Here is a 25,451-nt window from a genome sequence, read left to right as displayed (position 1 = left end):
GGGCCTACCAGCCCAGGTGCGTGAAGCCGGCCCACGCCGTCAGGTCGTCGCTCCTGATCCGGCTCACGCGGGCCCGGAGGTGGGACGGCATGCCCGGCGGCACCTCGCGCCGGTCGTTGAGCATCCACAACTGGGCGCTGCGCAGGGCCGGTCCGGGCGGCATGCCGTCCGCGCTCAGGTAGTGGTGGGTCATGTACATCAGCAGGGAGGTCGCCTCGTCGGGCACCGGCCACAGCGAGCCGATGACCGAGCGGGCGCCCGCCACGAGGAACGCGGTGGACAGGCTGTACGCCTCGTCGTAGCCGCGCCCGGAGACGTTGGTCCGGCAGGCCGCCAGCACCACCAGCTCCAGGTCGCGGTAGCGGCTCACCCCCTCGGTCAGCTCCTCGGCCGCCAACTGCCCGCCGGACAGGGCGAGATAGGCGCTGTGCCGCTCGCCCTGGCGCACCACTCCGTGGCAGGCGAGGTGCAGCAGCCCGCCGCGCTGCTGGTGCAGCCATGTGGTGACGGCGGCGGGCGTGGCGGTGCCGGGGCCCAGGAGGTCGCCCTGCGGGTGGAAGGTGCGGTGGATGGCCTCGGCCTCCTCACCGGCGTGGTGGAGGTCGTGTGTCGGGTTGCCGACGACGAGGGCCTGCCGGGTGCCGGCGGCGGGCCGGGCGGCCACCTCGCACAGGAGGCGGGCGGAGGGGAGGTAGGAGATGTCGGCCTCCTGACAGGCGTGGCCGCGCGCCCCGCGCCGTCCCGGGATGCGGGCGGCGTGCCACGGTACGACGCCGAGTTCCGCCATCGGCACCAGCACCAGGGAGGGGGCCCTGCCGTAGCCGCGCGGGAGTTCCCTCAGCAGCGGCGCCATCACCGCCGTACCGGCCCAGTCGCACAGCCTCTCCAGCGCGGCGCGGCCGGCGTCCGGACCGGGCGGCGGCCCGGGGGTGGGGTCGACGGGCGGTCCTCCGGCGTCGCGGCCGGGCGTTCCCGTGGCCCGGTATGCGGCCAAAGGGGGCGCCTCGACGAGGAGTTGGGGCAGGTCCAGCGTTCGTGTCGTGCCGTCGGCGGAGACGATGAGCGCCTTGCCCTCGTCGGCGCGCCGGCCGAAGAACATCCGGTCGGTGAGGCTGGGCTCCTCCGCGTTGCCGGGCACGAGGTAGACGAGGGCCGTCGCGCCGATCGTGCGCAGTGCCGCGCCGATCTCCTCGGGTGAGGGGGCGTCCAGCAGCCGTCGGCGCAGTGGGGATGCGGCGAGTGCCTGTAGGACCCGGCGGCGCAGCCGGCTGGACGGGCCGGAGACAGGGGCCCCGCCGCCGAACAGGGCTGCCTCGCCCTGTTCGGGTACCGGCACGGCGCCTGCCCGCCGCCACTCGTCCGCGAGGTCGGCCTGTCCCAACGCGGCGAGCATGTCCGGCACGGTGGTGGCCACGGTCGCCGCGTGCAGCGCGAGTCCGCGCCCGGCGTCCAGGGCACGGACGGCGTCGGCGTGGGCTCCGTCGGCGATGCACCAGCGGGCCACGTCGAGCGCGTTCTCGCCCGCGCGCCGGGCGGTCTCGGCGGCGTGGGCGGTACCGGACTGGAGCAGCACGTGCCAGGCGTCCCCCCGCAGGGAGTCGAGGCCGACACGGCGGGACTCCTCGTGGTTGCGGCGTTTGGCGTGGGCGTCCCGCGGGTGCAGCAGATCGCCCCGGAACCGGTAGGCCATGGCCAGGGCCATCCCGGTGTTGGTCCACTTCGGGTGTTCCGGGCCACCGCTCAGTCGCCGGGTGTGCCTGAGCCAGGCGATGCCCTGGTCCAGGTGGCGGGGGCAGTCCGCGCGCGGGGCGATCCGGAAGATGCCGAGCATGCAGTGGCTCATGCCCAGGGTGCCCGCGTTGCGCAGCCATCGTTCGTCGTCGGGCTCCAGCAGGTCCATGGCCTCTTCGAGCAGTCCGAGCGCCTCGACGGTGCCTTGGTGGTCCCGGGCCACCAACGCGCGCGCACCGCGCGCGAGCCCCAGGTCGCTGAGCCGGTCCGCCTTCGCGTTCGACGGCATCGTCTCGATCTGCCGACGGACCTCGCGCAGCGGAGTGGCCGGCGCGAAGTCCTCCGCGGTCAGCTCGTCACCGGTACGCCGGGCACGCAGGATCGCCAGGTTGGCGCGGGCGGCGTCAAGGTAGGACTCCAGGTTGGCGCGGTCCATCTGATCGGGCGTCATACGCGCCAGCGCGGACTCCAACTCCCGGGTCTGTCGGGCCAGTTCTGTCTCGTCCTCGCGTCGCGTGGCCTGGTAGGTGCGGAACGCGGCCAGCTGTGCGGCCATGGCCGGCTTCTGCTTTTCGTCGAATGCCGGCGAGTCGCCGAGCCGGGCCAGGTCGTCGACGGCCGAGTCGAAGTCGTCCTCCCCGCCGGTGAGTTGAGCCAGAACGACCCGAAGGCCGGCGTGGTTCGCGTCGATCACGTCACGCTCGGGGCTGCCGGGCCGCACCATGGCACGCGCCTCGTCCAGCCGGGCGACGGCCGCCTCCAGTTCGGCGGGGTTGTCGTGGTGCAGCATCGTGGCACTCGCGCTGAGGGTCACGATGCCGGCCTGCCACGCCTCTTCCCGGGGCCCGTACTCCCGGGCCTCGCGCCGGAGTTCGTCTTCTCGCCGGGCGTCGCTGACCGGCTGGTCGAACGCCAGATGAGGGAGCAGCATGAGGATGTGGCCCGCACGCAGTCCGGACATCAACGTGCCGCGGGGCAGGGCCTTCCAGTCCTCGTACAGCATGTCGTACGCCTCGCGCCCCGTCGCGCAGCCGAGCCGGTCCAGGACCAGCCCGGTGATCCGGGCCATGTCCCGGGCGTCGTTCGTCCCCTGACGCATGCTCATCTGAAGCTCGTACATCAGGGCCTGCATGTCGTACGGCTTCTCCGGCACGTCACCCGTCCTGTCCCGGCCGCCGCGGTGCGGCCTGTGTCCGATACGGCGCCAGCACGCCGTCCAGCCAGCGCTCGCCGTCCTCCGTCCCGAAGTCGACGGAGGGAGCGCCGGTGGGTTCGAGCACCGGCGTGCCGCCCCGGTCGTCGAAGAGGACGGCGACGCGGTCGGCGGGCTCGCGTTTCGACGGCCAGACGAAGCCCTGCGCCCAGGGCTTGGTCTGCCGGCGGATCCAGTGGCCCCAGTCGCGGGTCTGCGGGTAGTCCGCGCCTTCTGTGTGCACCAGCCACGAGTCCTGCGCCACCGCCGCGAGATCGGCGCCGGACATCAGCGACACGACCTCGACATCGGCGACCAGCCGCAGGAAGGACAGGCTGCGCCGCTCGAACGCGACGCGCGGCAGCAGCCGTGGGCCCGGGCCGTTCTCGAAGGGCAGTGAGCGCAGCAGCACTTCGCTCACGGCGGCACCGACACCGAATCCGACGTAGAGGTAGCCGTACGGGTCGTAGGGAGTGCTGTCGAAGCGGCCACCGTAGTAGAAGGCGTGCGAGGGGCGGGTGTTGTACGACGTCGGCGCGCGGTGTGTGGCATGCACCCGGTACACGGGCGTGCCCGCCGGCAGGACGGCCCGGGTCGGTTCACCCGGCGGGATGTCGGGGGGAGGGTACTTGCCCATCGTCTATCCCTCCCCGTCCATGGCTGCCAACTCCCTTGCCCCGCCGAGCAGTTCTGTGTCGCGTCGGCGGCCGAGCAGCTCGGCGGGGGGATCGGGCCACCAGGTCGTGCGGGACAGCCACCAGTCGGCCGCGCCCCAGGGGTCGGTGTCGGCGCGCAGGATGTCGTTGACCTCCAGGACCACCTGCCAGGGCATGGTCCCTGCCTCGAACTGGAAGAGGGGCACCCGTCTGCGGCCGTCCTCGTCGGACAGCGCGATCAGCCGCGGATCCGTGCCCTCGGTCCAGGGCGACGACGGTTCCCGGAGCAGCCGTTCGCGGATGGGGCCGAGGACGGGGCCGACCATGGGGTTGCCGTCGAGCACGAGCATGCAGAGGTCACCGGCACCGAACCCGCCGTGGAGGTCTGCGGCCGGGGGATCGGCGTAGCGGCCCGTGCCGACGCCGTCCTGCCGCAGCCTGGCGGCCTCCTCGGGCGGAAGAGCGTCGAGTACGGTCCGTGCCGCCCGGTCGGCGGCCGATGCGTGGTCGGCGTCCGCCGTGCGCAGTTCGGCGAGCCGCTCGCTCAGCGTCCGCCGCGCATCAGGGCCGATCAGTCGCGACAGCCTGCTCCAGTCGGCCGCGAACGCGGCGAGCAGCATGAAGGCGTTCACCCGCACCTGTGCCCTTTCTCCCCGGCATGGGGTGACTGGCCCGGCCGGCCCGTGCTCGCACCGAGCACCTCGGCCACCAGGTCGGCGATCAGTGGTCTGCGGACGACGAGGTGCACCTCCCGGTCCGGGGCGGTGCCGGCGGCCAGCGCGGCCCACAGGGCGCTCACGCTGGTCTGCGGCGGCAGTCCGCCACGGCCGGCACCGAGGAGCGGGAAGCAGATCGACCGCAACGGCGGTGTGAAGCCGCCCTGTTCCTCGGACAGCAGGGCGAGGGCACGGCCGGCCGCCGCGGCGACGTCCTGCGGCGTGACGTCGTAGTCGTTCGTGCCGGGCCTCGGCATGGTGACCGCCGCATGGTAGATACGGCGGACTCCCCGGGCGGCGAGGGCCCCGGGCTCGGCGGGCGCGACCGTGCCGGGCAGTGCGGGGCGGCCCAACACCCCATGACGCCTGCGCCAGTCGAGGAGCGACTCGTGCACCGGGTCCTCGGTCACCGCGCCCGTGGCGTCGCGTACCGCGCCGGCCCGTCGCAGGGACGCCGAGACGGACGCCTTGAACATCTCGGGCAGGGCGAGGTGGGTGTTGCTCGGGGAGACGATCACGTCGACGTCCCGCAGGAGTTCGACGGGGTGCACGTGCAGCGTCACGTCCACGGAGCCCACCCGCAGCGAGCGGTGCTGCAAGTGCGGTGCGAGCAGGGCGAGTCCGGGCGGCGCTGTGACCTGCGCGCCCGTTCCGGCGAGCCAGCACACCTGCTCGGCGATCTGGCCGAGGACCATCTCCTCCTGGCTCTTGCGGAAGCGCTCGACGCTGACGCTGTACACCTTGGCGGCGAGCCTGCGCCGGTCCGCCGCGGGCCGGTCGCGCAGTCCCGGCGCCAGACCGAGCGTGTACTCGGCCGCCGTCTGGAGATCGCCGCCGCCGAGCCGGGAGACCGCCGTCCGCAGCAGCTTCTCGACCTCGACGGGCCAGGCGTCGGTGACGGCGGTGGAGTGCGGGGCGACCGCCCGCCGCAGCAACGGGAGGTGGAGGTCGCGGAGCCGGACCAGGCCCTCCGCCCGGACCATCTTCACCTCCCGGAGAACCGACACGACGGCGAACTGCGGAGCATCGGGCGACATGCACCCATGATCGTGCGCGCGCCTCACCGGCCACAAGAGCCAGTCAACTCACCGGCCGCGAGGGCCGCGTGCGGCGCCGGTTCACGTTACCGGCCGCGGGCGGGACGGTCGGCGCCACGGGTGGTCGTCACCCGGTCGTGATCGGGGCGGGTCGGACGTACGGAGGTCCCCGACGCGGCTACTCACCCCACGGCAGCCAACCCCGCACCCCGAATCCCCCGTCCCCCTCCGGCCCGTACGCGAGCCGTCCCCCGGCCAGCGTCGCCCGCTCCGTGAGCCCGATCAGGCCCTGCCCGGAGCCGGGGACGGGTGGCACCTCGCCGTCGGGAGCGGGGTTTCGTACGGACACGGTCAGGCCCTCCCCCGGGGCGCCCGTGACGGACACGGTGACCTCGGTGCCGGGGGCGTGCTTGCGGGCGTTGGTCAGGCCCTCCTGGGCGATGCGGTAGGCGGTGCGGCCGACGGAGGCAGGGACGGCGGCGGGGTCGGTGACGCGGTTGTCGAGGGTGACCTTCATGCCGGCCTCGCGGGACTCGGCGACCAGGGCGTCCAGCGCGGCGAGCGTCGGCTGCGGGCGGCCCGCCTCGTCGGGCTCGCCGGCCCGCAGCACGCCGATGATCTCCCGCAGGTCCTGTAGGGCCTCGTGCGCGCTCTCCCGGATGACGCCCCCCGCCCGCGCGACCTCCTCCTGCGGTGCGTCGGGCCGGAACTCCAGCGCCCCGGCGTGCACGCTGAGCAGCGTCAGCCGGTGCGCGAGAACGTCGTGCATCTCCCGGGCGATGGCCTCGCGGGCGAGCCGCTGCGCCTGCTCGGCGCGCAGCTGCGCCTCGGTCTCGGCGCGCCGGGCGCGGTCGCGCAGGCTCAGCATGAGCTGCCGCTTGGACCGGACGACCAGGCCGCAGGCGATGGCCGAGACGGTCAGGAGCACGGTGAGCGCGACCGCCGCCACGAAGGGCAGACCGGGCTCCGGGCGCCACCAGAAGTAGAAGGGGATCCCCGCGACCGAGATGCCGCCGATCAAGGCCACGTACTTGAAGGGCCGGTGCACGGCGAGTGAGAAGAAGACGATCAGGGAGGCGCCGCCCGCGGTGCCCGACACGAAGCCGAGGGGAACCATCGCGACGGCGAGTCCGAACGGCCAGCGGCGGCGCAGCCAGACCAGGCCGCAGGCGAGTGCGCCGAGCCATTGGTCGACGGCGGCGAGGGAGTCCGAGGTGTTCGGGTCACCGGTCACGGAGTCCGCGCCCGCCAGGCCGATCAGGACGGCCAGCAGGAAGCAGGAGAAGTCGACGATCCAGTCGCGCACCGTGCGCCGCGGCCGCCGCCCGGACCGTTCGGCGTCGGGGTCGAACTCATGGACCACGGCGGACGGGAACAACCACCGGCGCCCCTCGAACGCCGGCACGGACCACTCCGCCTTGTCACCACTCACGGTCGACAAATCTACGCAGTGCGGGCCCGCCGCACCTCCCCCCACCCATGATCGACGACCAAAGTCGCAACGCCGCAGACTTTCGGCGCGGGGCCGCGGAGAGAGCAAGGACTTCGGTCGGAGAGGCCTCGCCCCGCGGCCGATGACCGTGGGGGGTCCGCGGGGCGAGAGTTCTCACCATGAAGGAATTGCTGGAGGTACTCGGATTCATCGCTCTGGTGCAGGGCGCGATGGGCCTGGTGCACGAGTTCACCGACTGGAAGATCGGCCTCGTGCAGAAGGCCGGCTTTCTCGACGGCTACGGGATCTACGCGAGCGCCGCGCTCGTGGTCCTGGCGTTCGCGTTGTTCGCCGCCGCCGAGAGCCGGAAGTCCGGCTGAGCGCAGGACCGGACTTCCGGCCGGTCGCACCGTTCCTCAATGGCCGAAGCGGCCGAACGGGTCGCGGAACTCAGCAGCCGTAGTCGACCAGGTCGAACGACTCGTAGTGGTCCGCGGTGTAGTAGTCCTCCTGGCTCTCCTCACCGGTGACGATCCGGCGAGCTCCGCGCGTAGACGAACCCGGCGTGATGACCGTGTACTCGTGGTAGTACCCGGTCGACTGGGAGGGAAGGATGCCTTCGCGGTTCTGGAAGACCGTCCCGTCCTGGTCGTACGGGTACGGACCGCCCTGCTCGATCAGGTCGAGCGTGTCGTGCGCCTGAGAGGGCAGGTCGCCGTAGCAGATGCTGCCTACGGCGCTGACAGCGGCGTTCGCCGACGTGGCGGCGGTGACGGTGCCGCCCACGAGGAGGGCGGACAGGAGAGCGGCTGCGGCGCCGATGCGTGTTGCGCGTGGGGGGAATCTCATGGCTTCATGATGACGCGCGTAGACAGTGGCATGTCAATGACAACCCCGGAGAATTTCCCGTCAAGTCCGATGAGTTTTCGGGGAATTAACTTGCCGCCCGGCGTCTTCACGCAGGCCGGGCGGCCGGTGGTCAGGCATTCTCGGGCAGTTCGTACGAGCCGTACTCCGGGCGGCCCGCGAGGTCGTACGACTGGATGGAGACGCCCGTCGAGGTGATCAGTCCGCCGCGGTGCCGGAAGGCGGTCGGCACCGCGCCCTCCGGGAAGAGGCGGCGGCCGGCGCCCAGCACGACCGGGAAGGTCAGCAGGTGGACGGCGTCGACGAGATCGAGGGCGAACAGGGCCTGGAGAAGTGCGCCGCTGCCGTGGACCTGGATCTCGCCGTCGGTGCGCTCCTTGAGGGCCGTGACCTCCTTGGCCAGGTCGCCGCCGAGCACGGTGGTGCCGGACCACTCGGGGTCGGTGAGGGTGGACGAGGCGACGTACTTCGGCAGGCCGTTCAGCTTGGAGGCGACGGGGTCGGCCGGGTCGGTCACCTTGGGCCAGTACGCGGCGAAGATGTCGTAGGTACGGCGGCCGAGGAGGAACGCGTCGACGCTGCCGAAGACCTCGGTGACGAACCGGCCGAAGTCCTCGTCGTTGTACGGAACGGTCCAGCCGCCCTGCTCGAAGCCGCCCCGCGTGTCCTCCATAGGGCCACCCGGCGCTTGGTAGACACCGTCGAGGCTGACGAAGATCTGGGAGACGAGCTTGCCCATGACGGGTGCCTTCTCTCTGTGGTGGGGTCTGCTGTCATCAGCTCAGACCCCACCGGCACCCGCAACTCATCGGTTCAGCCCGCGTGGGTCGAGAAGAGCCCGCCCGTGGGTCCCTGCTTGTCGCCGCCCTGGGCCTTCTTCAGGGCGTTGGCGAGGCTCTCGATGGTGAGCGACTGGAGGATGACGCGGCCGTTGCCCTCAAGGGTCGCCAGGGACAGGCCCTCGCCGCCGAAGACGGCGTTCATCACGCCCTGGCGGTTGAGGCCGCCGACGCGCTGGACGCCGTACTGGATGCCCTCCTCGAAGGCGACGACGCAGCCCGTGTCGACCTCGACGCGGCCGCCGAAGTCGGCCGGATTGAGGTCGCTGGCGAACCACGCGCACGTGCCGTCGAGTTCCAGGGCGCGCATCTCGCCGGGAGCGTTGCCGACGATCTCTTGGTCAACTACCCGGCGCTAGAGGCGCTGGGCTTGCACAACGGGCATCACTGGCGGTGACACTGCGTTTGCGTCCAGCCCCGCTCCCGGGTTTCCGGGGCGGGGCGGGGGCCGTCGACTCGGCCCCGCGTCGCCACAACTCCCACGCGCGGGCGCGGATGTTGCGGGAGCTGTTCCGGTCTGCGTGATCAACGAGTCCGCAGTTCCGGCATGCGAACCAGGCCTGCGAGACCCGGTTCGCCCTGTCGATGTGGCCGCACTCGCCACAGGTGCGCGAGGTGTACGCCGGATCGACGTACACCACCGGCACACCTGCCCGGCAGGCCTTGTACGCGATGAAGCTTCCGAGCTGGGCGAAGGACCAGCTGGAGTGGGTGGCCCGTTGGGGCTTTGCAAGCCGTACCCGCTCGCGGATGCCCGTCAACTCTTCCAGGGCGATTCCGCGACCGGTGCGTTCTGCCTCGGCCACCACATGCTTCGCGATCTTGTGGTTGATGTCCTTGGCCCGCCGCGCCTCCTTGCGCCGCCGCTTCTTCAACCGGCGCGTGGCGGACGGGGTGTTCTTCTGCTGCAGTTTCCGGCGCAGCCCGCGTTCCCGCACCCGGACGCGATTGATCTCCCGCCCGGCCATGATCTCACCGTCGGACGTAGTGGCGATGTTCACGATGCCCAGGTCGATGCCGAGGAAGTCAGACGGATCCGCATTCAGCGGGGCCTCGGGTACCTCGCAGGTGGCCAGCAGGAACCACATGCCGTCCCGGCACACCAGATCCGACTCACCCTTGCGGTACAGCGCAAGAGTGGCCAGCTGCTCCGGTGAGGCCGTGAACGCCACGTCCTTCACCCGCCCGGCAACCGTCCACAGCGACACCCGCCGCTCGGGGATCTGCCAGGACAGCATCCGGTCGTCGTACGGCTGCGCCCCCTCCGGACGGAAGACGACCGGCTTCTCCGTCGCCTTCCGATACCGCTTCGAGCCTGGCTTCCCCAGGTTCCCGGCCTTCAGGTTCGCTTTCAGCGTGGCGTAGGCGTCGCACGTCTTCTTGATCACGTGCTGGGCGGCCTGCGCACCCAGCCCCCACCGCGCCTTGGTCTCGTCGTAGGTGTGCTCCCGCAGCGCGAAGTTCCTCTTCACATCCTTTTCGAAGGCGACCCGGCTGGCCCAGGTGGCGGCCTCGTTGCAGGCGCGCAAGGTCGCCTCAAGTGCCGCCGCCTGCACGGGCGTCGGCAGCAGCTTCACCTGTACCACCAGCTTCACACCCGCAACGCTACCCGGCCGACCGCAGCCCCCGCATTCGAACACCCCACATTCACCTGATCCCGCCCCAGCCCTTCCCGGCGCTCCGGCCTGGGGGAGCCGCGGCCCAGGACGGAGCCCCAAGGCGTGCTCAGCCCCCGAGCTCCTGGTGCCGCGCAGAGAGTCGCGTCGCCCCCTCCTCCGTCAAGGAGCCGAACAGACGCAGACGCGAGATCCCGCCGTCGGGATAGATGTCCACGCGTGCGTGCGTGCCGACTGCCGGGGTCGGGAGGACGAATCGGTGGTTGGTGTCGGGCTGGAGGCGGGTGCGCGGGAGGACTTCCGTCCACTCCCCCGTCTCGCCGTCCTGCACCGACACCGACGCCCACCCCGCACTGTTGCCCTTCAGATACGCCGTGTCGATCTCGATCGCGCGGATCCGGGACTGGGCCACCAGCCGGTAGCTGATCCAGTCGTTGCCCTGGTCGCGGCGGCGGCGGGTCTCCCAGCCGTCGTCCATCTTGCGGGAGCGGCCCGGCTGGATGGTGTTCGTGGCGGGTGAGTAGAAGAGGTTGGAGGCGTCCTCGACCTGGCCGCCGTTCTCCAGGGCGACCACGTCGAAGGTGCTCAGCACCTCCAGCCATGCCGGGTCCGGGACGACCTCGCCGTACACCCGCAGGCGCGCGATGCCGCCGTCGGGGTGCTGGTTGACCCGCAGGTGTGTGAAGCGCTGCTCGACCGCTACGGCGAAACCGTTTGCCGCGTGGCCGCCGACCGGCGTGCGCGGCACCAGCGTCGTCCACTTCACGTCGTCCGAGACAAGCTCCTCCGGCGACGGCGAGCCCGGCACCGAGGTGCCCTCGATGGACACCGCCTGCGGGTAGTTGCCGCGGAAGTGGGCCGTGTCGACGACGATCCCGCGGATCACACCGGGCGCGCCGAGGCGGACCAGCGCCCAGTCGTGGTCCTCGGCCGTCGGCCAGGGGTGGCCGGCCGAGGCACCGCGGCGGCGGCGGGTCTCCCAGCCGTCCATGATCTTGCCCTTGTGCCCGAAGTGCTCCGGGTCGAACTCGGCGCGCTCGGGCACCAGCAGGTTCTCCCGCTGGGCGAAGAACTCGTCGTTGGCGGCGATGACACCGGCGCCGAGCTGCCGGTCGGCGAGGTTGGCGTACTGGGTGAAGGGGAAGTCGGCGGTGCGGTAGTCCGCGTACGGGTCGCCGCCTCCGTAGGGGTTCGCGTCGCCGGTGAAACTCGCCCCAGAAAATTGCTGCTGCGCCGTCACGGTGATCAGGTCTGCCTTTCGCAAGTCGGCGGGTGCGGGTGGGTGTCAGGAGGTCCGGGTGAGGAGGTGCCCCTTCGGCTCGGTGAACTCGCCGTCCGCCACGATGCGTTCGCCGCGCAGCCAGGTGGACTTGACGACGCCGTACAGGGTCTTGCCCGCGTACGCCGTGACGCGGTTGCGGTGCTGGAGGGCCGCCGGGTCCACGGTGAAGGTCTCGTCGGGCGCGAGGACCGCGAAGTCGGCGTCGCGGCCCGCCTCGATGGCGCCCTTCTGGCCGAGGCCGGCCAGCTGAGCCGTCCGCTCGGACATCCAGCGGACGACGTCCTCCAGGCTGTGGCCGCGCCCCCGGGCCTCCGTCCACACCGCCGCCAGGCTCAGCTGGAGGCCGGAGATGCCGCCCCACGCCGTCGCGAAGTCGTCGGTCTTCAGGTCGGCCGTGGACGGCGAGTGGTCGGTGACCACGCAGTCGATCGTGCCGTCGGCCAGCGCCTGCCACAGCAGGTCCTGGTTGGCGGCCTCACGGATGGGCGGGCAGCACTTGAACTCGCTGGCCCCGTCCGGGACTTCCTCGGCGATCAGGGTCAGGTAGTGCGGGCAGGTCTCCACGGTGAGGCGGACGCCCTCGGCCTTGGCCTCGGCGATCAGCGGCAGCGCGTCGGACGAGGACAGGTGCAGCACGTGCACGCGCGCGTCCAGGCGTTTGGCCTGGGCGATCAGCTGGGCGATCGCCGTGTCCTCCGCGTCACGCGGGCGTGAGGCCAGGAAGTCGGCGTACTTCGGGCCGCCGTGCTGCGGGGCGGCGGAGAGGTGGTGCGGATCCTCGGCGTGCACGATCAGCAGGCCGTCGAAGGAGGCGATCCCGGCCAGGGACCGGGCGAGCTGCTCCTGGTCGAGATGCGGGAACTCGTCCACGCCCGACGGCGACAGGAACGCCTTGAAGCCGAAGACCCCGGCGTCGTGCAGCGGGCGCAGGTCCCGCACGTTGTCGGGCAGGGCGCCGCCCCAGAAGCCGACGTCGATGTGCGCCTTGTCGGCGGCCACCTTCTGCTTCGTACGGAGGTTCTCGACCGTCGTGGTCGGCGGGAGGGAGTTGAGCGGCATGTCGACGAGGGTGGTGATGCCGCCGGCGGCCGCGGCGCGGGTGGCCGTCCAGAAGCCCTCCCACTCGGTGCGGCCGGGGTCGTTGACGTGCACGTGGGTGTCGACCAGGCCGGGCAGCAGGACGTCGTCGCCGAGGTCCGTCAGCCGGGCGCCGGCGGGCACCTCGGCGTCGTACGGCTGGACGGCCGTGATCTTCCCGGCGGAGACGGCGACCGAGGCGGCGCGCGTCCCTTCCGGGGTGATGACACGCGTGGACCGCAACACCAGTTCGACGTCGGACACCCGGACCCCTCTCTCTGTCGCCGTTTACTTCCGAGACACGGGATTTACTTCCACGTAACGGAATTCAACGTTCCGTTGAAGGAGTCTTCACTCCCGTCCGCGCGCCGTCAAGGGCACACTTCTCCACAGTGCACCCGATGGCGTTACTCTGGACGTTTCCACGAAGTGGAATTAGAATTCCGGCAAGCAGAACGTAGCTACGCACAAGCGGGGAGTCAACCGACCGACGGGTAGGCTTCTGCTCTTCCTGCCTGCCCCGAAAGGAACGCGCCGTGCCGACGTCCAGCGCCAGCACCACCGACTCCGCCAAGTCAGCCACCGGCGGGGTCCAGTCCCTCGAGCGCGCCTTCGATCTGCTCGAGCGGATGGCGGACGCGGGAGGCGAGGTCGGGCTGAGTGAGCTGTCCGCGAGCAGCGGGCTGCCGCTGCCGACCATCCACCGCCTGATGCGCACGCTGGTGGCGTGCGGCTACGTACGCCAGCAGCCCAACCGGCGGTACGCCCTCGGCCCGCGCCTGATCCGGCTCGGCGAGTCCGCCTCCCGGCTGCTCGGCACCTGGGCCCGCCCCTATCTCGCCCGCCTGGTCGAGGAGACCGGCGAGACGGCGAACATGGCGCTGCTCGACGGCGACGAGATCGTGTACGTGGCGCAGGTGCCGTCGAAGCACTCGATGCGGATGTTCACCGAGGTCGGCCGGCGCGTGCTGCCGCACTCCACGGGCGTGGGCAAGGCCCTGCTGGCGAACACCCCGGACGACGAGGTGCGCGCCCTGCTCGCCCGCACCGGCATGCCCGCCGCGACGGAGAAGACGATCACCACGGCCGACGGCTTCCTCGCCGCCCTGGACGACGTACGCCGGCTCGGCTACGCCGTCGACGACAACGAACAGGAGATCGGCGTGCGCTGCCTCGCGGTCTCCGTGCCCAACTCCCCCACCGCGGCGGCCATTTCCATCTCGGGCCCGGCAGGCCGGGTCACGGAGACGGTGACGGAGCGAATCGTGCCGATACTCCAGCAGGTCGCGGGCGAACTCTCCGAGGCACTGGCCACCAGCCAGAACCACGGGTGACATCTCAGGCAGACGATAAGGCAGCGCCCCAAAGGGGCGCGGGGAACTGCGCGACCAGCCACAACGCACCCGCAGCCGACGCACCGCCCTCCCAGCGGAGCGTCACCGCTCCCCGAACAGATCCACCGCATCGCGCACCTGCGTAAGCCCCCGAGACAGCGCACTCACCGACCCGATCGCCCCGGCGATCAACAGCAACGAGCGCCGCAGGCGCGGGATTTCCGGGCTGCCGCTGATCGTCATCGCGGCAAGGGCGGCAAGTTCGTCCTCGGCGATGCCGCGGTCGGGGAACTCGGCGGGATGCGCGGCGAGTTCGCGGCGCAGCCGGGACACCGCGGTCCGCAGTTCCGCCACCCTCGGGTCCTCGTCGCTGCCGGTCACTGGCCGCCTCTGCCCCAAGCTCCGCAACACAGCTCTCCCCCCGCGCACGCCGTTGTGCGCCTGTACGTCGTGATCCCGCCCAGCGCCCCCGGGAGCTGGTCGGGCGCCGGGGACGCGGGCCAGTAAACGCCACGCGATGCGGGATGCGCCACCGCGCGGACCGAAATTCAGTCTCCGGAATCCCGTCGCGCGCCGGTGTCTCAGGTATGCAGGACGCATGACGGACAGGAACGACACGGTGGCCGGGCTGCTCCTCGCCGCGGGAGGCGGACGGCGGCTGGGCGGACGGCCCAAGGCACTGCTCGAACACCGGGGGCGGCCGCTCGTCGAACACGCGGTCGGCGTCCTGCGCACGGCCGGGTGCACACGTATCCATGTGGTGCTCGGCGCGCAGGCGGCGGTCGTAAGGGAGCGGGCGCGGCTGACGGGGTGCGTTCTCGTCGAGAACCCGGAGTGGGAGCAGGGCATGGGCTCCTCACTGCGGGCCGGGCTCGATTCGCTCGCCGGGACGCCGGCACGGGCCGCGCTCGTCTCGCTCGTCGACCAGCCCGGCATCGGCCCGGATGCGGTGGCCCGCGTGCTCGCGGCGTACAAGGACGGGGAGTCGCTCGTCTCGGCCGCCTATGACGGGGTACGCGGGCACCCGGTCCTGTTCGGCGCCGCCCACTGGGCCGGTATCGCGGCCACGGCGACCGGGGACCGCGGGGCACGCGCCTATCTGAAGGCACATGAGGAGGCGATCACGCTCGTCGAGTGCGGGGATGTGGCCGAGGCGTACGACATCGACACGGAAGGCGACTTGAGCCACCTTGAGTGAGCATGGTGGCACCGAGCGCCACCTTGCCTCGACTCAGAGAATCTCGATATCAACAAACCATTGAACTTCCACCATGAGGAAACTAGTATCCACTGCTCAGAAGGCTGGACCGCCCCGAGGACGCGTCCAGCCCTGTCCGGTGCCCTGCGGCACCCAGTGCCACACGTACGCAGCCCGCTGAAGGAAGTGACAGCTCATGTCCGCACCAGCGCCGTCCCCGCTGGCCATCGTCGACGCCGAGCCCCTGCCCCGGCAGGAGGAGGTCCTCACCGAAGCGGCCCTCGCCTTCGTGGCCGAGCTGCACCGGAGGTTCACGCCCCGGCGTGACGAGCTCCTCGCCCGCCGAGCGGAGCGCCGCGCCGAGATCGCCCGCACCTCCACGCTCGACTTCCTCCCGGAGACCGCCGCCGTCCGCGCCGACGACTCCTGGAAGGTGGCCCCCTCCCCCGCGGCCCTGGACGACCGCCGCGTGGAGATCACCGGCCCCACCGACCGCAAGATGACCATCAACGCCCTCAACTCGGGCGCCAAGGTCTGGCTCGCCGACTTCGAGGACGCCTCCGCGCCGACCTGGGAGAACGTGGTCCTCGGCCAGCTCAACCTGACCGACGCGTACACGCGGAACATCGACTTCACCGACCCGAAGTCCGGCAAGTCGTACGCCCTGAAGGCCGATGCCGAGCTCGCGACCGTCGTCATGCGCCCGCGCGGCTGGCATCTGAACGAGCGTCACCTCACCACCCCGGACGGCGAGCAGGTCCCCGGCGCCTTCGTCGACTTCGGCCTGTACTTCTTCCACAACGCCAAGCGTCTGCTCGACCTCGGCAAGGGCCCGTACTTCTATCTCCCCAAGACGGAGTCGCACCTCGAGGCCCGTCTCTGGAACGACGTCTTCGTCTTCGCGCAGGACTACGTCGGCATCCCGCAGGGCACCATCCGCGCCACCGTGCTGATCGAGACGATCACGGCCGCGTACGAGATGGAGGAGATCCTCTACGAACTCCGCGACCACGCCTCGGGGTTGAACGCGGGCCGCTGGGACTACCTGTTCTCCATCGTCAAGAACTTCCGTGACGGCGGCGCCAAGTTCGTCCTGCCGGACCGCAACGCGGTCACCATGACGGCCCCCTTCATGCGCGCGTACACCGAACTCCTCGTCCGCACCTGCCACAAGCGCGGCGCGCACGCGATCGGCGGCATGGCAGCGTTCATCCCGTCCCGCCGCGACGAGGAGGTCAACAAGGTCGCCTTCGAGAAGGTGAAGGCCGACAAGGACCGCGAGGCGAACGACGGCTTCGACGGCTCATGGGTCGCCCACCCGGACCTCGTTCCGATCGCCATGGCCTCCTTCGACGCGGTCCTCGGCGACAGGCCGAACCAGAAGGACCGGCTCCGCGAGGACGTCGACGTCAAGGCGGCCGACCTGATCGCGGTCGACTCGCTCAAGGCGAAGCCGACGTACGACGGCCTGGTCAACGCCGTTCAGGTGGGCATCCGTTACATCGAGGCCTGGCTGCGCGGGCTCGGCGCGGTCGCCATCTTCAATCTGATGGAGGACGCGGCCACCGCCGAGATCTCCCGCTCGCAGATCTGGCAGTGGATCAACGCCGGGGTCGAGTTCGAGAACGGCAAGAAGGCGACGCCCGAGCTGGCTCGCAAGGTGGCCGCCGAGGAACTCCAGAACATCAAGGCGGAGCTCGGCGACGAGGCCTTCGCGGCCGGCCACTGGCAGCAGGCCCACGACCTGCTGCTCACCGTCGCCCTCGACGAGGACTACGCGGACTTCCTGACCCTGCCCGCGTACGAGCAGCTCAAGGGCTGAGTCACGAGGCAGGTTTGTCCGAGTGGCCCAGGGACCTTCCCGGGGCCACTCGGTCACGTACCGCCTGCTTGACCGCCGTTGGCTCCGGGAAGCCCTGCTCGCGGCGGTCCCAGACCACCTCGTCGTTCACGCGCACGACGAAGACGCCACCGGTGCCCGGCTTGAGCGACAGCTCGGTCAGCTCGGTCTCGAACGTCGTCAGCAGCTCCTGTGCCAGCCAGGCCGCCCGAGGCAGCCAGCGGCACTGGGTGCAGTACTCGATCTGAACGCGTTGGGTCATTCGAGGTGTACCGACCAATCCTGTTCCGCCGCCGGTTTGCCGTGCAGGTCGGGGACCTGCTTGAGCCACTTCGGACGGCCTTGCTGTGTCTTCGCCGCGCGCAGGGCCTGCTCGGCGGCGAGCTCCTCCCGGGTGGGGAAATCCGTGGGCAGCCACGCCTTCGACGCCCGCACGCGCGCGTGGAGGTAGCCGACGTAGGCCTCGCGCACGTCGTCGGGCGTCGCGAAGCCCGGTTCCGCGGCGAGCCAGGCGTCCGGGACCTCGGCGACGATCTCGCGCAGCAGCTGCTCCGTGACGCGGGGCGCCAGTTCGGCGTCGGCCGCGCGCACGTCCGGCGCGTAGTGGCCGAGCGCATGGTGCCGGAAGTCGTACGCCCTCTCCGGCTCCGTCGCGTCCCAGCGGTGGTGGAAGACGAGGGCGGCGCCGTGGTCGATCAGCCACAGGTGCGGGGGCGCGGTGCCGAACGTGGGCCAGATCATCAGGTTGGAGCTGTGGACCGTACGGTCGACGTTGACGGTCAGCGCGTCCAGCCAGACGATCCGGCCGGCCTCCAACGGGTCCACGCGGAACGTCTCGGCGACCTCGGGCGTGAAGTCCTTCGCGCCCGGCAGGAAGTCCATGCCGAGGTTGGTCCCGGCGCTGGCGCTGTGCAGCTCCCGCACCTCCTGGTGCGGCTCCCCGTCGGCGATCTCCGGGTCGAAGTGCACCAGCACCAGCTCGGGGAACCTGAGCCCCAGCGCCCGCGCCAGCTCACCCACGATCACCTCGGCGACCAGCGCCTTCCTGCCCTGCGCCGAGCCGGTGAACTTGACGACGTACATGCCCAGGTCGTCGGCCTCCACCACACCGGGCACCGAGCCCCCGCTGCGCAGCGGGTTCACATAGCGGGTCGCGGTGACTTCTCTGAGCATTTCGCCAGGTTATACGGCGTTGTCGGGGGCCACCGCGGCGCGCAGTTCGGCGAGGGTGTCCGCGCTGAGCTCACGGGGGGCCGTCGCGGGGTCGACGAGGACGACCGTGCAGCTCGCGGCGTGCGTGAGTGCGCTGGTGAAGCCGCCGTCGGCGAACTGGGCGAGCGCGCCGCGCGGGGAGTGGCCCACGGCCACCACACGGGCGCCGACGTCCGCCGCGTGCCGGGCGAGGGCGCGGCCGGCGGCGCCGTGGTCGCCCACGCTGGTGAGCAGCTGGCCGGTGGCGGTCAGGCCCTGCGCCGCGAGCCGGTCCAGATGGGCGGTGACGGCCGCGCGGCCCGCCTCGGTGTCCTCGGTGCTCTCGGCCTGCTCCTCGACCACGGCGATCTGCTGGACGTGGACGACCTCCAGCGGGCTGTGGGTGTCCCGGGCGATCCGGGCCGCGGCGTCCACGATGGCGGCCGCCCGCTCGTGCGCCCCGACGGCGACGACGACCGGGGTGGCCCCGGCGGGCGTCGGGTCGCCGACCGGAGCGAGCGAGGGCGTCACCGGCTCGCCTTCGGCGTTGCTCTGCTCGGCCTGGCTCAGCAGCCGGTGGCCGCTGGCGAGCACCGGTATGGCGAGCAGGAACGTGGCGGCACCGAGGTAGAAGGGCACGCTCAGATCGGTGGCGTCGGCGAGCCTGCCCGCCGCGTACGGGGCGAGGCCGCCGCCGATGAAGCGCACGAAGCCGTACGCGGAGGAGGCGACGGGCCGTTCCACCGGCGAGACGAGCATGACGGCCTGGGTGGTGAGCGTGTTGTTGATGCCGATGAAGACGCCGCTGAGGACGACCGCGACGATCACCACGGTGGGTGTGCTGACGCCGGCGGCGATCACGGCCATCACGATGCCGAGGCCGACCAGATTCGCGTACAGCACGGGCGCGGTGCCGTAGCGGGCCTGGAGGCGCGGGGCGAAGAAGACGCTGAACAGGGCGACCAGCAGGCCCCATCCGGTGAAGACCAGGCCGAGTTGATGGGCGTTCAGCTCCATGGGGTACGGGGCGTAGCCCAGCATGGTGAAGAAGCCCCAGTTGTAGAGCAGCGCCATGATGCCCATCGTCAGCAGCCCGCGGTGGCGCAGCGCCTTGAGCGGCGCGAGGGGCGAGGTGGGGCGCTCCGGCTTGGGCAGGTTCGGCACGAACAGGGCGGTGGCGACGAGCGCGATCGCCATCAGGACGGCGACTCCGAAGAAGGGGCCGCGCCAGCTGATACCGCCCAACTCCCCGCCGAGCAGGGGCCCGACGGCGATGCCGAGGCCGAGCGCGGTCTCGTACAGGATGATCGCGCCGCTGAAGCCGCCGCTGGCCGAGGCGACGATCACGGCCAGGGACGTGGCGATGAACAGGGCGTTGCCCAGTCCCCAGCCCGCGCGGAAGCCGACGATGCCGTCGATGGAGCCGGAGGTGCCGGCCAGCGCGGAGAAGACGACGATCACCGACAGGCCTATGACGAGGGTGCGTTTGGCGCCGAAGCGGCTGGAGAACCAGCCCACGAACAGCATCGCCACCGCGGTCACGATCAGATAGCTGCTGAAGAGCAGGGACACCTGGCTGGGCGTGGCGTGCAGGCTGTCGGCCAGAGCCGGGAGGATCGGGTCGACGAGGCCGATGCCCATGAACGAGATGACGCACGCGAACGCGACGGCCCAGACGGCCTTGGGCTGCTTGAAGGGACTGGCGGACTTCGGGTGGGGCGCACTCATATGTTCTTCTCCTGGATGACGCGTGCGAGCGCCGGCAGGGCGATCCCCGCCGCCTCGCGTTCGGCCTCGGTCATCTCCCCCACCAGCTCCATGAAGGCTTCGGCGACTTCGGCGCGCCGCTGCCGGCGCACCTCCCTGCCGTGGTCGGTGACCTCCACCAGGACGCCCCGCCCGTCGGTGTGATCGGAGACGCGGCGCACCAGGCCGTCCCGCTCCATGCGGTTGACGAGCTGCGTCATGTTCGGCTGGGAAACGCTTTCCGCGCGGGCCAGGTCGGTCAGCCGGTGCGGTCCCTCCCACGCCAGCCGGGACAGTGCGGAGGAGGCGGCCGTGCTCAGCCCGCCGGCGCCGGCGCTGCGGCGCACGTACCGCACGATCTGCTCCACGGCGCCGATGAGCCGCTCCGGGGACGTGGGTGCGCCCTCAGGTTCCATAACCCGCTTATGCATAACCACATTATGCATGTAGATGCAGGATGAAACAAGATGGTCCGCGTGAGCCTCAGGCGTCGGCCAGGGGGTTCGGCAGCGGCAGATAGCGTGCGTCGGCCCCGTCCGCGCCGGTCCAGCGCAGCAGCAGGTTGGTCTTGCCCGGGAGGGTGGGCGCGGTGAGCAGCCCGGCGACCTCGGGCAGGTCGTGCCGGGCCAGTTCGGCACGTACGGCGGGCCAGGGGTCCAGGGCCGGGTGGCGCTCGGCGAGGGCCCCGGCGACCTCGATCAGATGGTTGACGACCAGGCAGTACACCAACCGCTCCCACCCGGCGGCCCGCTCCACGTCCGCCAGCAGCTTCACGCCCTCGGCGTCCCTGAACAGGGCCTGCACGGGTGTGCCGTCGGCATCGACGGCGACCAGCGTGTTCTGAAGATGCGCTTCGAGTACGACGCCGTGGTCGGCGAAGGCGGCCAGCACCGGTGGGACCACCTGGCGCAGATAGGCCTCCCACCAGCCCGCCGGATCGACCGTGCCGTCGAGCGGGCTGCCCGTGAAGCCCTCGACGAGGCCGGCGGCGAGCAGCGGGGTCGCGCCGGGCAGGAGGTGGGGGCGCAGTCCGTCGCGGACCAGCACGGCGAGTTCCTCGAAGGCGAAACCGGCGGTGCGGTAGCCGCGGTCGCTCAGCCAGGCCGCCGGGCCGTCGAGCGCCGCGAACGCCTGCGTCACGGCCGCGTCGGTGCGGCGCAGCTTCTTCAGGTCGTGGCGCCACAGCCGGCGTACGTCGTTGGTGATGCGCACATCGAGGCTGAACTTGAGGAAGAGGTCGCGCTCCGGGGCGTACACGGTGCGGATCGCTGCCGTGGGCCGGACCGGGAACGCGGTCGTGTCCAGCCGGACCAGCCGCCCGTCCGCGAAGGCCGGGGCGAGGTCCTGGCCGACGAGGTCGAGCTGCCACGGGTGGACGGGCAGCAGCCGGTAGCCGGGCGGCGCCTCGCCCAGGGTGTCGAGGGCGGAGGTGTCGCCCTCCTCGACGACCGTGTCCTCGCGCACGCCGAGCAGCACCAGCGGGAAGCCGGCGTGCGCTTCGGGGGCGTACGGCAGCCAGCCGGTGACCGGGCCGCCGCCGCGCGCCTTGGGGGCGGGATGGTGGGGGTGGCCGGTGATGAGGGACTGTTCCGAGCGCAGATAGGGATCGTCGGGCGCGGTCGCGTGGGCCCGCGCGGTGAGCAGGGCGGCGACGGCGTCGCGGCTGTCCTCCATCTCGGCGAGCAGTTCGTGGTTGGACTGGCCCGTGTACCGGGTGAGCTCCTCGACGACGAGCTTCACGAGGTCGCTGTGGCCGAGCCGCTGCCAGCTGCCCGCCACGTACAGCTCGGGCTCGGCGGGCCGTCGTCCGCCGCGCACCCGCAGCAGCCGGTTCCCGCCCGGCAGCCGGTACACCCACCGCTCGCCGGGTTCCGGTCTTGCCACCTCCCGCAGCAGACAGTTCAGCAGCGGGGCCGCCGCGTACGCGTCTGCGCGTGCCGACGCGTCGTCGGCGGTGGGCGGGGGCATGAGGTCCACGCGTTCCACTTGTTCCCTACGGTCCGTTCGGGCGGGAGACGATCAGTATGTCTGTCGTCACGCCCTCGTCGTGACGCCCTGCCTGCCACTTTAGGAGCCTGTCTGTGCATCGTCCCCCCGCCGTCGAGGCCCAGGTCGCCGAGGAGCTGGCCGTCGTACGCCCCGGTCTCGTGTCGCGGTACACGGCCGAGCTGCCCGGCGCCCGGGCGGCCGTACTGACCCGGCTGTGGCGTGCGCTGGCCCATGAGCCGCTGACGTGGATCGCCGGCCGCGGGCCCGGTGTGCTGAGGCTGTCCGACGGGCGGCGACTGCACGGCCCCGTCGCGGACCCGTACGCCACCGCCGCGTACGTCACCGCCGTACGGCTCGACGGGGTGTCGTACGACGATCCGGCGCGGTTGATGACGGGGCTCGCGGTACCGCACGGGGCGTACTTCGCCGCCGAACTCGCGCACAGCGTCGCGTCGTTGGCGCTGTCCCGGGCGGGGCAGCGGAGCCACTCGAAAGGGTGGCCCGACAGTGACTGGGAGTGGGAGCAGCGGGTGGTCGACGGGCATCCGTTCCACCCCAACTGCCGTTCGCGGCCCGGCTTTTCGGTGGCCGAGCAGCTGGCGTACGGCCCCGAGCACCGGCCGCTGGTAAAGCTGGGGCTCACGCCGGTCCGGGCACAGGAGTGCCTGGTGACGGGCGAGTGGCCGGACCGCATGCGGGACGGGGAGCGGCTGCTGATCCCGGTGCATCCCTGGCAGGCGGAGCACGTCCTCAAGCGCGTCTGCGACGAGGAGGCCCCCGCGCATCCGCTGATGTCCCTGCGCACCCTCGCCCTGGCCGGCGGCCCGCACGTCAAGACCGCGCTGAGCGCCCGGCTGACGTCCTCCGTCCGGGACATCTCGGAGTGGTCTATCTCGACGTCGGCGATCCTCTCGGCGTTCGCCGAGGAGCTGGCGACCCACACGGACGGACTGCTGCACATCACCCGCACGATCGGCGCGGTCACCGCCCACTCCCCCGACCTGGCGGCCGTGTTGCGGGAGTCCCCTCAGGTGTACGGCGACCAGGCGCACGGCGAACGGGTCGTGCCGGTGGCCGCGCTCCCCACCACCGAGCTGCCCCAATCCCCCGACTGGCTGGCCGCCTTCGCCCGGCTGGCGCTCACCGTGGGCCTGCGCCTGCTGGAGCTGGGCGTGGCCCTGGAGGCGCACGGTCAGAACCTCCTCGTGGTGCTGTCCCCGACGGGCGCACCGCTGCGGCTGGTCTACCGCGACCTCGCCGACATCCGGATCAGCCCCACCCGGCTGGCCCGGCACGGCATCCCGCTGCCGGAGCTGACCGGACGGATCGTCACGGACGACGAAACCACGCTGCGGCGCAAGCTGTTCGGCTCGCTGGTGGCCGGAGCACTGGCGGGCACGGCGGGGTCGGGTGCGGCGTTGCGGGCCGCGCTGGAGACGGCCGTACGGGATCTGCCGCGCACACCGGATCTCGTCGCACTGCTCGAAGAACCGCTCCCCACGAAGGCGTTGACGCTGATGCGGCTGTCGCCGGGGACGCCCGGGGACCAGTGGGCTCAACTGCCCAACCCCCTGCGGTCGGAGACCGTTTTGGAGCGGGACACGTTTGATCAATAGGATCCGCCGATGATCACAAGACAACGGCTGGCGGCGGGTACCTGTGCCCTGCTCGCCGCGCTGACGGCCGGGCTCGCCTTCCCGGCCGTGGCGTCCGCCGGCGAACCCACGGGCGAGGACGCACCGAAGGTGAACCTCGTACTCGACGTCAGCGGTTCCATGCGGGCCAAGGACATCGACGGCGGCACCCGGATGGCCGCCGCGAAGCAGGCGTTCAACGAAGTGCTCGACGCGACGCCCGAGGAGGTCCGGCTCGGCATCCGCACCCTCGGCGCCGACTACGCGGGCGACGACCAGAAGACGGGCTGCAAGGACACCGCGCAGCTCTACCCGGTCGGCCCGCTGGACCGCACCGAGGCCAAGACGGCGGTCGCGACCCTGGTGCCCACCGGCTGGACCCCGATCGGCCCCGCCCTGCTCAAGGCGGCCGACGACCTCGACGGCGGCACCGGCTCCAAGCGCATCGTGCTGATCAGCGACGGCGAGGACACCTGCGCCCCGCTCGACCCGTGCGAGGTGGCCCGCGAGATAGCCGCCAAGGGCATCGGCCTGACCATCGACACCCTCGGCCTGGTCCCCAACGCCAAGATGCGGCAGCAGCTCAGCTGTATCGCCGAGGCGACCGGCGGCACCTACACCTCGGTCGAGCACACCGACGAACTCACCGACCGCGTCAACCAGTTGGTGGACCGGGCGGCCGATCCGGTGGTGACGCCGGTGGCCACGGAGGGCGCCGACCGGTGCGCGAAGGCGCCCGCCCTCGAGTCCGGTCTGTACACCGACCGCGAGGAGTTCGGGCAGCAGCGCTGGTACCGGGTGGACGTGAACCCCGGCCAGGAACTGCGCGCTTCGGTGAGCGTGGCGGCCGACCGGACCGTGAACCCCGACTACGGCGTGCTGCTGCGGGCCGTCACCGAGCGCGGACGCGAGATCGTGCGCGGCGAGGGGACGGGCAACGGCCGTACGGACGTCATCTCGACGGGTCTGCGGTACCCGAAGGCGGAGAGCGACGACGAGGACGCTCCCGCGGAATCCGTGTGCCTTCAGGTCACCAACTCCTTCTCGGCGGCGTCCGGTGTGAAGACCACGCCGGGTCTGCCGCTCGAACTCACCGTCGACGTCGTGGACGGGCCCTCGGGGTCGGGCGACGTGGCGTCCTTCGGTCTCGGCCGCGGCTGGTGGCTGCTCGGCGCGCTGATTCTGACGGGCTTCGTCGCCGGTCTGCTGTGGGGCTGGGTGTCACGCTGGCGGGTAGCGGTCTGGAGGACCAACTGATGCGCATCACACCTGTGTTGAGCGCGGCGCTGCTGCTGCTCGGCCTGGCGGCGGCTCCGGCGCTGGCGGACGCATCGCCGTCGCCCGGCGCCTCCGGCGACGCACCCACCCAGGCGGGTACGTCCTTCCGTACGGCGACGGAGATCGAGCAGGGCCAGAAGGCGACGGCGAGCGGCTCGGCGGGCGACTACCTGTACTGGTCGTTCCCCGCGGACGCAGGACAGCGGCCCACCGTGAAGGCGACCGTCGACCTGCCGGACTCGCACGCCGCCGAGACCTGGCAGCTCGACGTGTACGACGGACTGCGCCGCCGCCAGGCCTGCCAGTACGGCGCACAGACCCGCACCGCCGCCCAGGACGCGGCCTCGGTCGAAGTGGCCTGCACCCTGCGCACGGTGCGCTCCTGGTCCGAGCCGTGGGCCAATGACCCACTGCCGGGCACCTACTACATCCGGCTGACGGTCCTCGACCTGGCCACGACCGACCTCGGCCTTCCGGTGTCCGCCGCCGTCGAGGTGTCATCCAAGGACATCGGCGGTTCGGCGGCCGTGGACGGCTCGCTGACGCAGCCGCTGGTGCCGGGCATCGCGGTGAAGTCCGATGAGAGCGAGGAGAGTTCGTCGTCCTCGGCCGTGCTGTCCGCGATCGAGCCCGAGGACGGCTGGTCCTCCGGATGGTGGTCCGACCGGTGGGTGTGGACCGCGGTGGGCGGTGTGCTGGCCGCGCTCGCGGGAATCGGCGGGTATGCGCTGACGCGGGGGGCGGGGCGACCGCAGGGCGTCTGACGCATCGGCCGTCGAGGCCCGCTCCACGGTGA

23 protein-coding genes and 1 pseudogene are annotated in these 25,451 nt (G+C 71.6%); 7 read left to right on the top strand and 17 right to left on the bottom strand.

From position 1 onward, the window contains the following. Positions 1–4 precede the first annotated feature (4 nt). The 5 genes from KCH87_RS06000 to KCH87_RS05980 form a co-directional block, all read right to left on the bottom strand. Positions 5–2,884, bottom strand: coding sequence for a CHAT domain-containing protein (locus KCH87_RS06000; protein ID WP_308298757.1), 2,880 nt, complete (start codon positions 2,882–2,884; stop codon positions 5–7). A gap of 1 nt (position 2,885) precedes the next feature. Beyond that, the gene (locus KCH87_RS05995) at positions 2,886–3,560 is read right to left on the bottom strand and encodes an RES family NAD+ phosphorylase (protein ID WP_210584748.1); all 675 of its coding nucleotides are present in this window, start codon (positions 3,558–3,560) and stop codon (positions 2,886–2,888) included. 3 nt (positions 3,561–3,563) lie between these two features. Continuing rightward, the gene (locus KCH87_RS05990; RefSeq protein WP_308298756.1) at positions 3,564–4,217 is read right to left on the bottom strand and encodes a hypothetical protein; all 654 of its coding nucleotides are present in this window, start codon (positions 4,215–4,217) and stop codon (positions 3,564–3,566) included. Continuing rightward, positions 4,208–5,332: a hypothetical protein gene (locus KCH87_RS05985; protein ID WP_210584747.1), complete on the bottom strand. Its 1,125-nt coding sequence runs from the start codon at positions 5,330–5,332 to the stop codon at positions 4,208–4,210. Before KCH87_RS05985 ends, KCH87_RS05990 begins: the two co-directional genes overlap by 10 nt. Positions 5,333–5,510: 178 nt before the next feature. Further along, the gene (locus tag KCH87_RS05980) at positions 5,511–6,773 is read right to left on the bottom strand and encodes a sensor histidine kinase (protein WP_210584745.1); all 1,263 of its coding nucleotides are present in this window, start codon (positions 6,771–6,773) and stop codon (positions 5,511–5,513) included. Positions 6,774–6,943: 170 nt separating this feature from the next. Between KCH87_RS05980 and KCH87_RS05975 the strand changes: the two genes are divergently transcribed. After that, the gene (locus tag KCH87_RS05975) at positions 6,944–7,144 is read left to right on the top strand and encodes a hypothetical protein (protein WP_210584743.1); all 201 of its coding nucleotides are present in this window, start codon (positions 6,944–6,946) and stop codon (positions 7,142–7,144) included. A 70-nt stretch (positions 7,145–7,214) separates the two neighbouring features. Here KCH87_RS05975 and KCH87_RS05970 read toward each other — a convergent pair whose 3' ends face one another. The 6 genes and pseudogenes from KCH87_RS05970 to allB all read right to left on the bottom strand — a co-directional run bounded on the left by KCH87_RS05970 (position 7,215) and on the right by allB (position 12,709). After that, entirely contained in the window at positions 7,215–7,613 is a 399-nt protein-coding gene (locus tag KCH87_RS05970) for a ribonuclease domain-containing protein (RefSeq protein ID WP_210584741.1), read from the bottom strand. 130 nt (positions 7,614–7,743) lie between these two features. Further along, positions 7,744–8,370: a dihydrofolate reductase family protein gene (locus KCH87_RS05965; RefSeq protein ID WP_210584739.1), complete on the bottom strand. Its 627-nt coding sequence runs from the start codon at positions 8,368–8,370 to the stop codon at positions 7,744–7,746. A gap of 74 nt (positions 8,371–8,444) precedes the next feature. Then, a pseudogene (locus KCH87_RS05960) lies at positions 8,445–8,798 on the bottom strand (AIM24 family protein); the annotation flags it as partial. A 13-nt stretch (positions 8,799–8,811) separates the two neighbouring features. Continuing rightward, entirely contained in the window at positions 8,812–10,065 is a 1,254-nt protein-coding gene (locus tag KCH87_RS05955) for an RNA-guided endonuclease TnpB family protein (protein WP_210584737.1), read from the bottom strand. Positions 10,066–10,195: 130 nt separating this feature from the next. Then, a complete protein-coding gene (gene alc / locus KCH87_RS05950) occupies positions 10,196–11,326 on the bottom strand; it encodes an allantoicase (RefSeq protein ID WP_210585008.1) in 1,131 nt (376 codons plus the stop codon). Positions 11,327–11,371: 45 nt separating this feature from the next. Further along, positions 11,372–12,709, bottom strand: coding sequence for an allantoinase AllB (allB, locus tag KCH87_RS05945; RefSeq protein ID WP_210584735.1), 1,338 nt, complete (start codon positions 12,707–12,709; stop codon positions 11,372–11,374). A gap of 272 nt (positions 12,710–12,981) precedes the next feature. Here allB and KCH87_RS05940 point away from each other — a divergent pair, with 272 nt between their 5' ends. Further along, a complete protein-coding gene (locus tag KCH87_RS05940; RefSeq protein ID WP_210584734.1) occupies positions 12,982–13,779 on the top strand; it encodes an IclR family transcriptional regulator in 798 nt (265 codons plus the stop codon). A gap of 102 nt (positions 13,780–13,881) precedes the next feature. Here KCH87_RS05940 and KCH87_RS05935 read toward each other — a convergent pair whose 3' ends face one another. Continuing rightward, positions 13,882–14,160: a DUF5955 family protein gene (locus KCH87_RS05935; RefSeq protein ID WP_210584732.1), complete on the bottom strand. Its 279-nt coding sequence runs from the start codon at positions 14,158–14,160 to the stop codon at positions 13,882–13,884. Positions 14,161–14,377: 217 nt separating this feature from the next. Here KCH87_RS05935 and KCH87_RS05930 point away from each other — a divergent pair, with 217 nt between their 5' ends. Both KCH87_RS05930 and aceB read left to right on the top strand, forming a co-directional pair. Further along, positions 14,378–14,977: an NTP transferase domain-containing protein gene (locus tag KCH87_RS05930; protein ID WP_210584730.1), complete on the top strand. Its 600-nt coding sequence runs from the start codon at positions 14,378–14,380 to the stop codon at positions 14,975–14,977. A 196-nt stretch (positions 14,978–15,173) separates the two neighbouring features. After that, positions 15,174–16,799, top strand: coding sequence for a malate synthase A (aceB, locus tag KCH87_RS05925; RefSeq protein ID WP_210584729.1), 1,626 nt, complete (start codon positions 15,174–15,176; stop codon positions 16,797–16,799). 1 nt (position 16,800) lies between these two features. Here the strand turns inward: aceB and KCH87_RS05920 are convergent, their stop codons facing one another. The 5 genes from KCH87_RS05920 to KCH87_RS05900 are packed head-to-tail and all read right to left on the bottom strand — an operon-like array spanning position 16,801 to position 21,740. Then, a complete protein-coding gene (locus tag KCH87_RS05920; RefSeq protein WP_210584727.1) occupies positions 16,801–17,079 on the bottom strand; it encodes a SelT/SelW/SelH family protein in 279 nt (92 codons plus the stop codon). Further along, positions 17,076–17,990: a HipA family kinase gene (locus KCH87_RS05915; RefSeq protein ID WP_210584725.1), complete on the bottom strand. Its 915-nt coding sequence runs from the start codon at positions 17,988–17,990 to the stop codon at positions 17,076–17,078. The genes KCH87_RS05920 and KCH87_RS05915 overlap by 4 nt, the downstream gene beginning before the upstream one ends. A 9-nt stretch (positions 17,991–17,999) precedes the next feature. After that, positions 18,000–19,736: an MFS transporter gene (locus tag KCH87_RS05910; protein WP_210584724.1), complete on the bottom strand. Its 1,737-nt coding sequence runs from the start codon at positions 19,734–19,736 to the stop codon at positions 18,000–18,002. Beyond that, positions 19,733–20,185 carry a MarR family winged helix-turn-helix transcriptional regulator gene (locus KCH87_RS05905; protein WP_210584723.1) on the bottom strand — a complete coding sequence of 151 codons (453 nt, stop codon included), beginning with the start codon at positions 20,183–20,185 and terminating at the stop codon, positions 19,733–19,735. The genes KCH87_RS05910 and KCH87_RS05905 overlap by 4 nt, the downstream gene beginning before the upstream one ends. 52 nt (positions 20,186–20,237) lie before the next feature. Then, complete coding sequence (locus KCH87_RS05900; protein WP_374198960.1) at positions 20,238–21,740, bottom strand: IucA/IucC family siderophore biosynthesis protein; 1,503 nt, start codon at positions 21,738–21,740, stop codon at positions 20,238–20,240. A gap of 95 nt (positions 21,741–21,835) precedes the next feature. Between KCH87_RS05900 and KCH87_RS05895 the strand changes: the two genes are divergently transcribed. The 3 genes from KCH87_RS05895 to KCH87_RS05885 are packed head-to-tail and all read left to right on the top strand — an operon-like array spanning position 21,836 to position 25,419. Beyond that, on the top strand, positions 21,836–23,359 hold the full coding sequence (locus KCH87_RS05895) for an IucA/IucC family protein (protein WP_210584722.1): 1,524 nt from the start codon (positions 21,836–21,838) through the stop codon (positions 23,357–23,359). Between the two features lie 9 nt (positions 23,360–23,368). Then, positions 23,369–24,634, top strand: coding sequence for a VWA domain-containing protein (locus tag KCH87_RS05890; RefSeq protein ID WP_210584721.1), 1,266 nt, complete (start codon positions 23,369–23,371; stop codon positions 24,632–24,634). After that, on the top strand, positions 24,634–25,419 hold the full coding sequence (locus tag KCH87_RS05885; RefSeq protein ID WP_210584720.1) for a hypothetical protein: 786 nt from the start codon (positions 24,634–24,636) through the stop codon (positions 25,417–25,419). Before KCH87_RS05890 ends, KCH87_RS05885 begins: the two co-directional genes overlap by 1 nt. Positions 25,420–25,451 lie beyond the last annotated feature (32 nt).

It is taken from the genome of Streptomyces sp. GESEQ-35 (assembly GCF_017948485.1).
Classification (GTDB): Bacteria; Actinomycetota; Actinomycetes; order Streptomycetales; family Streptomycetaceae; genus Streptomyces.
This window is presented reverse-complemented; position numbering and strand designations above follow the sequence as displayed.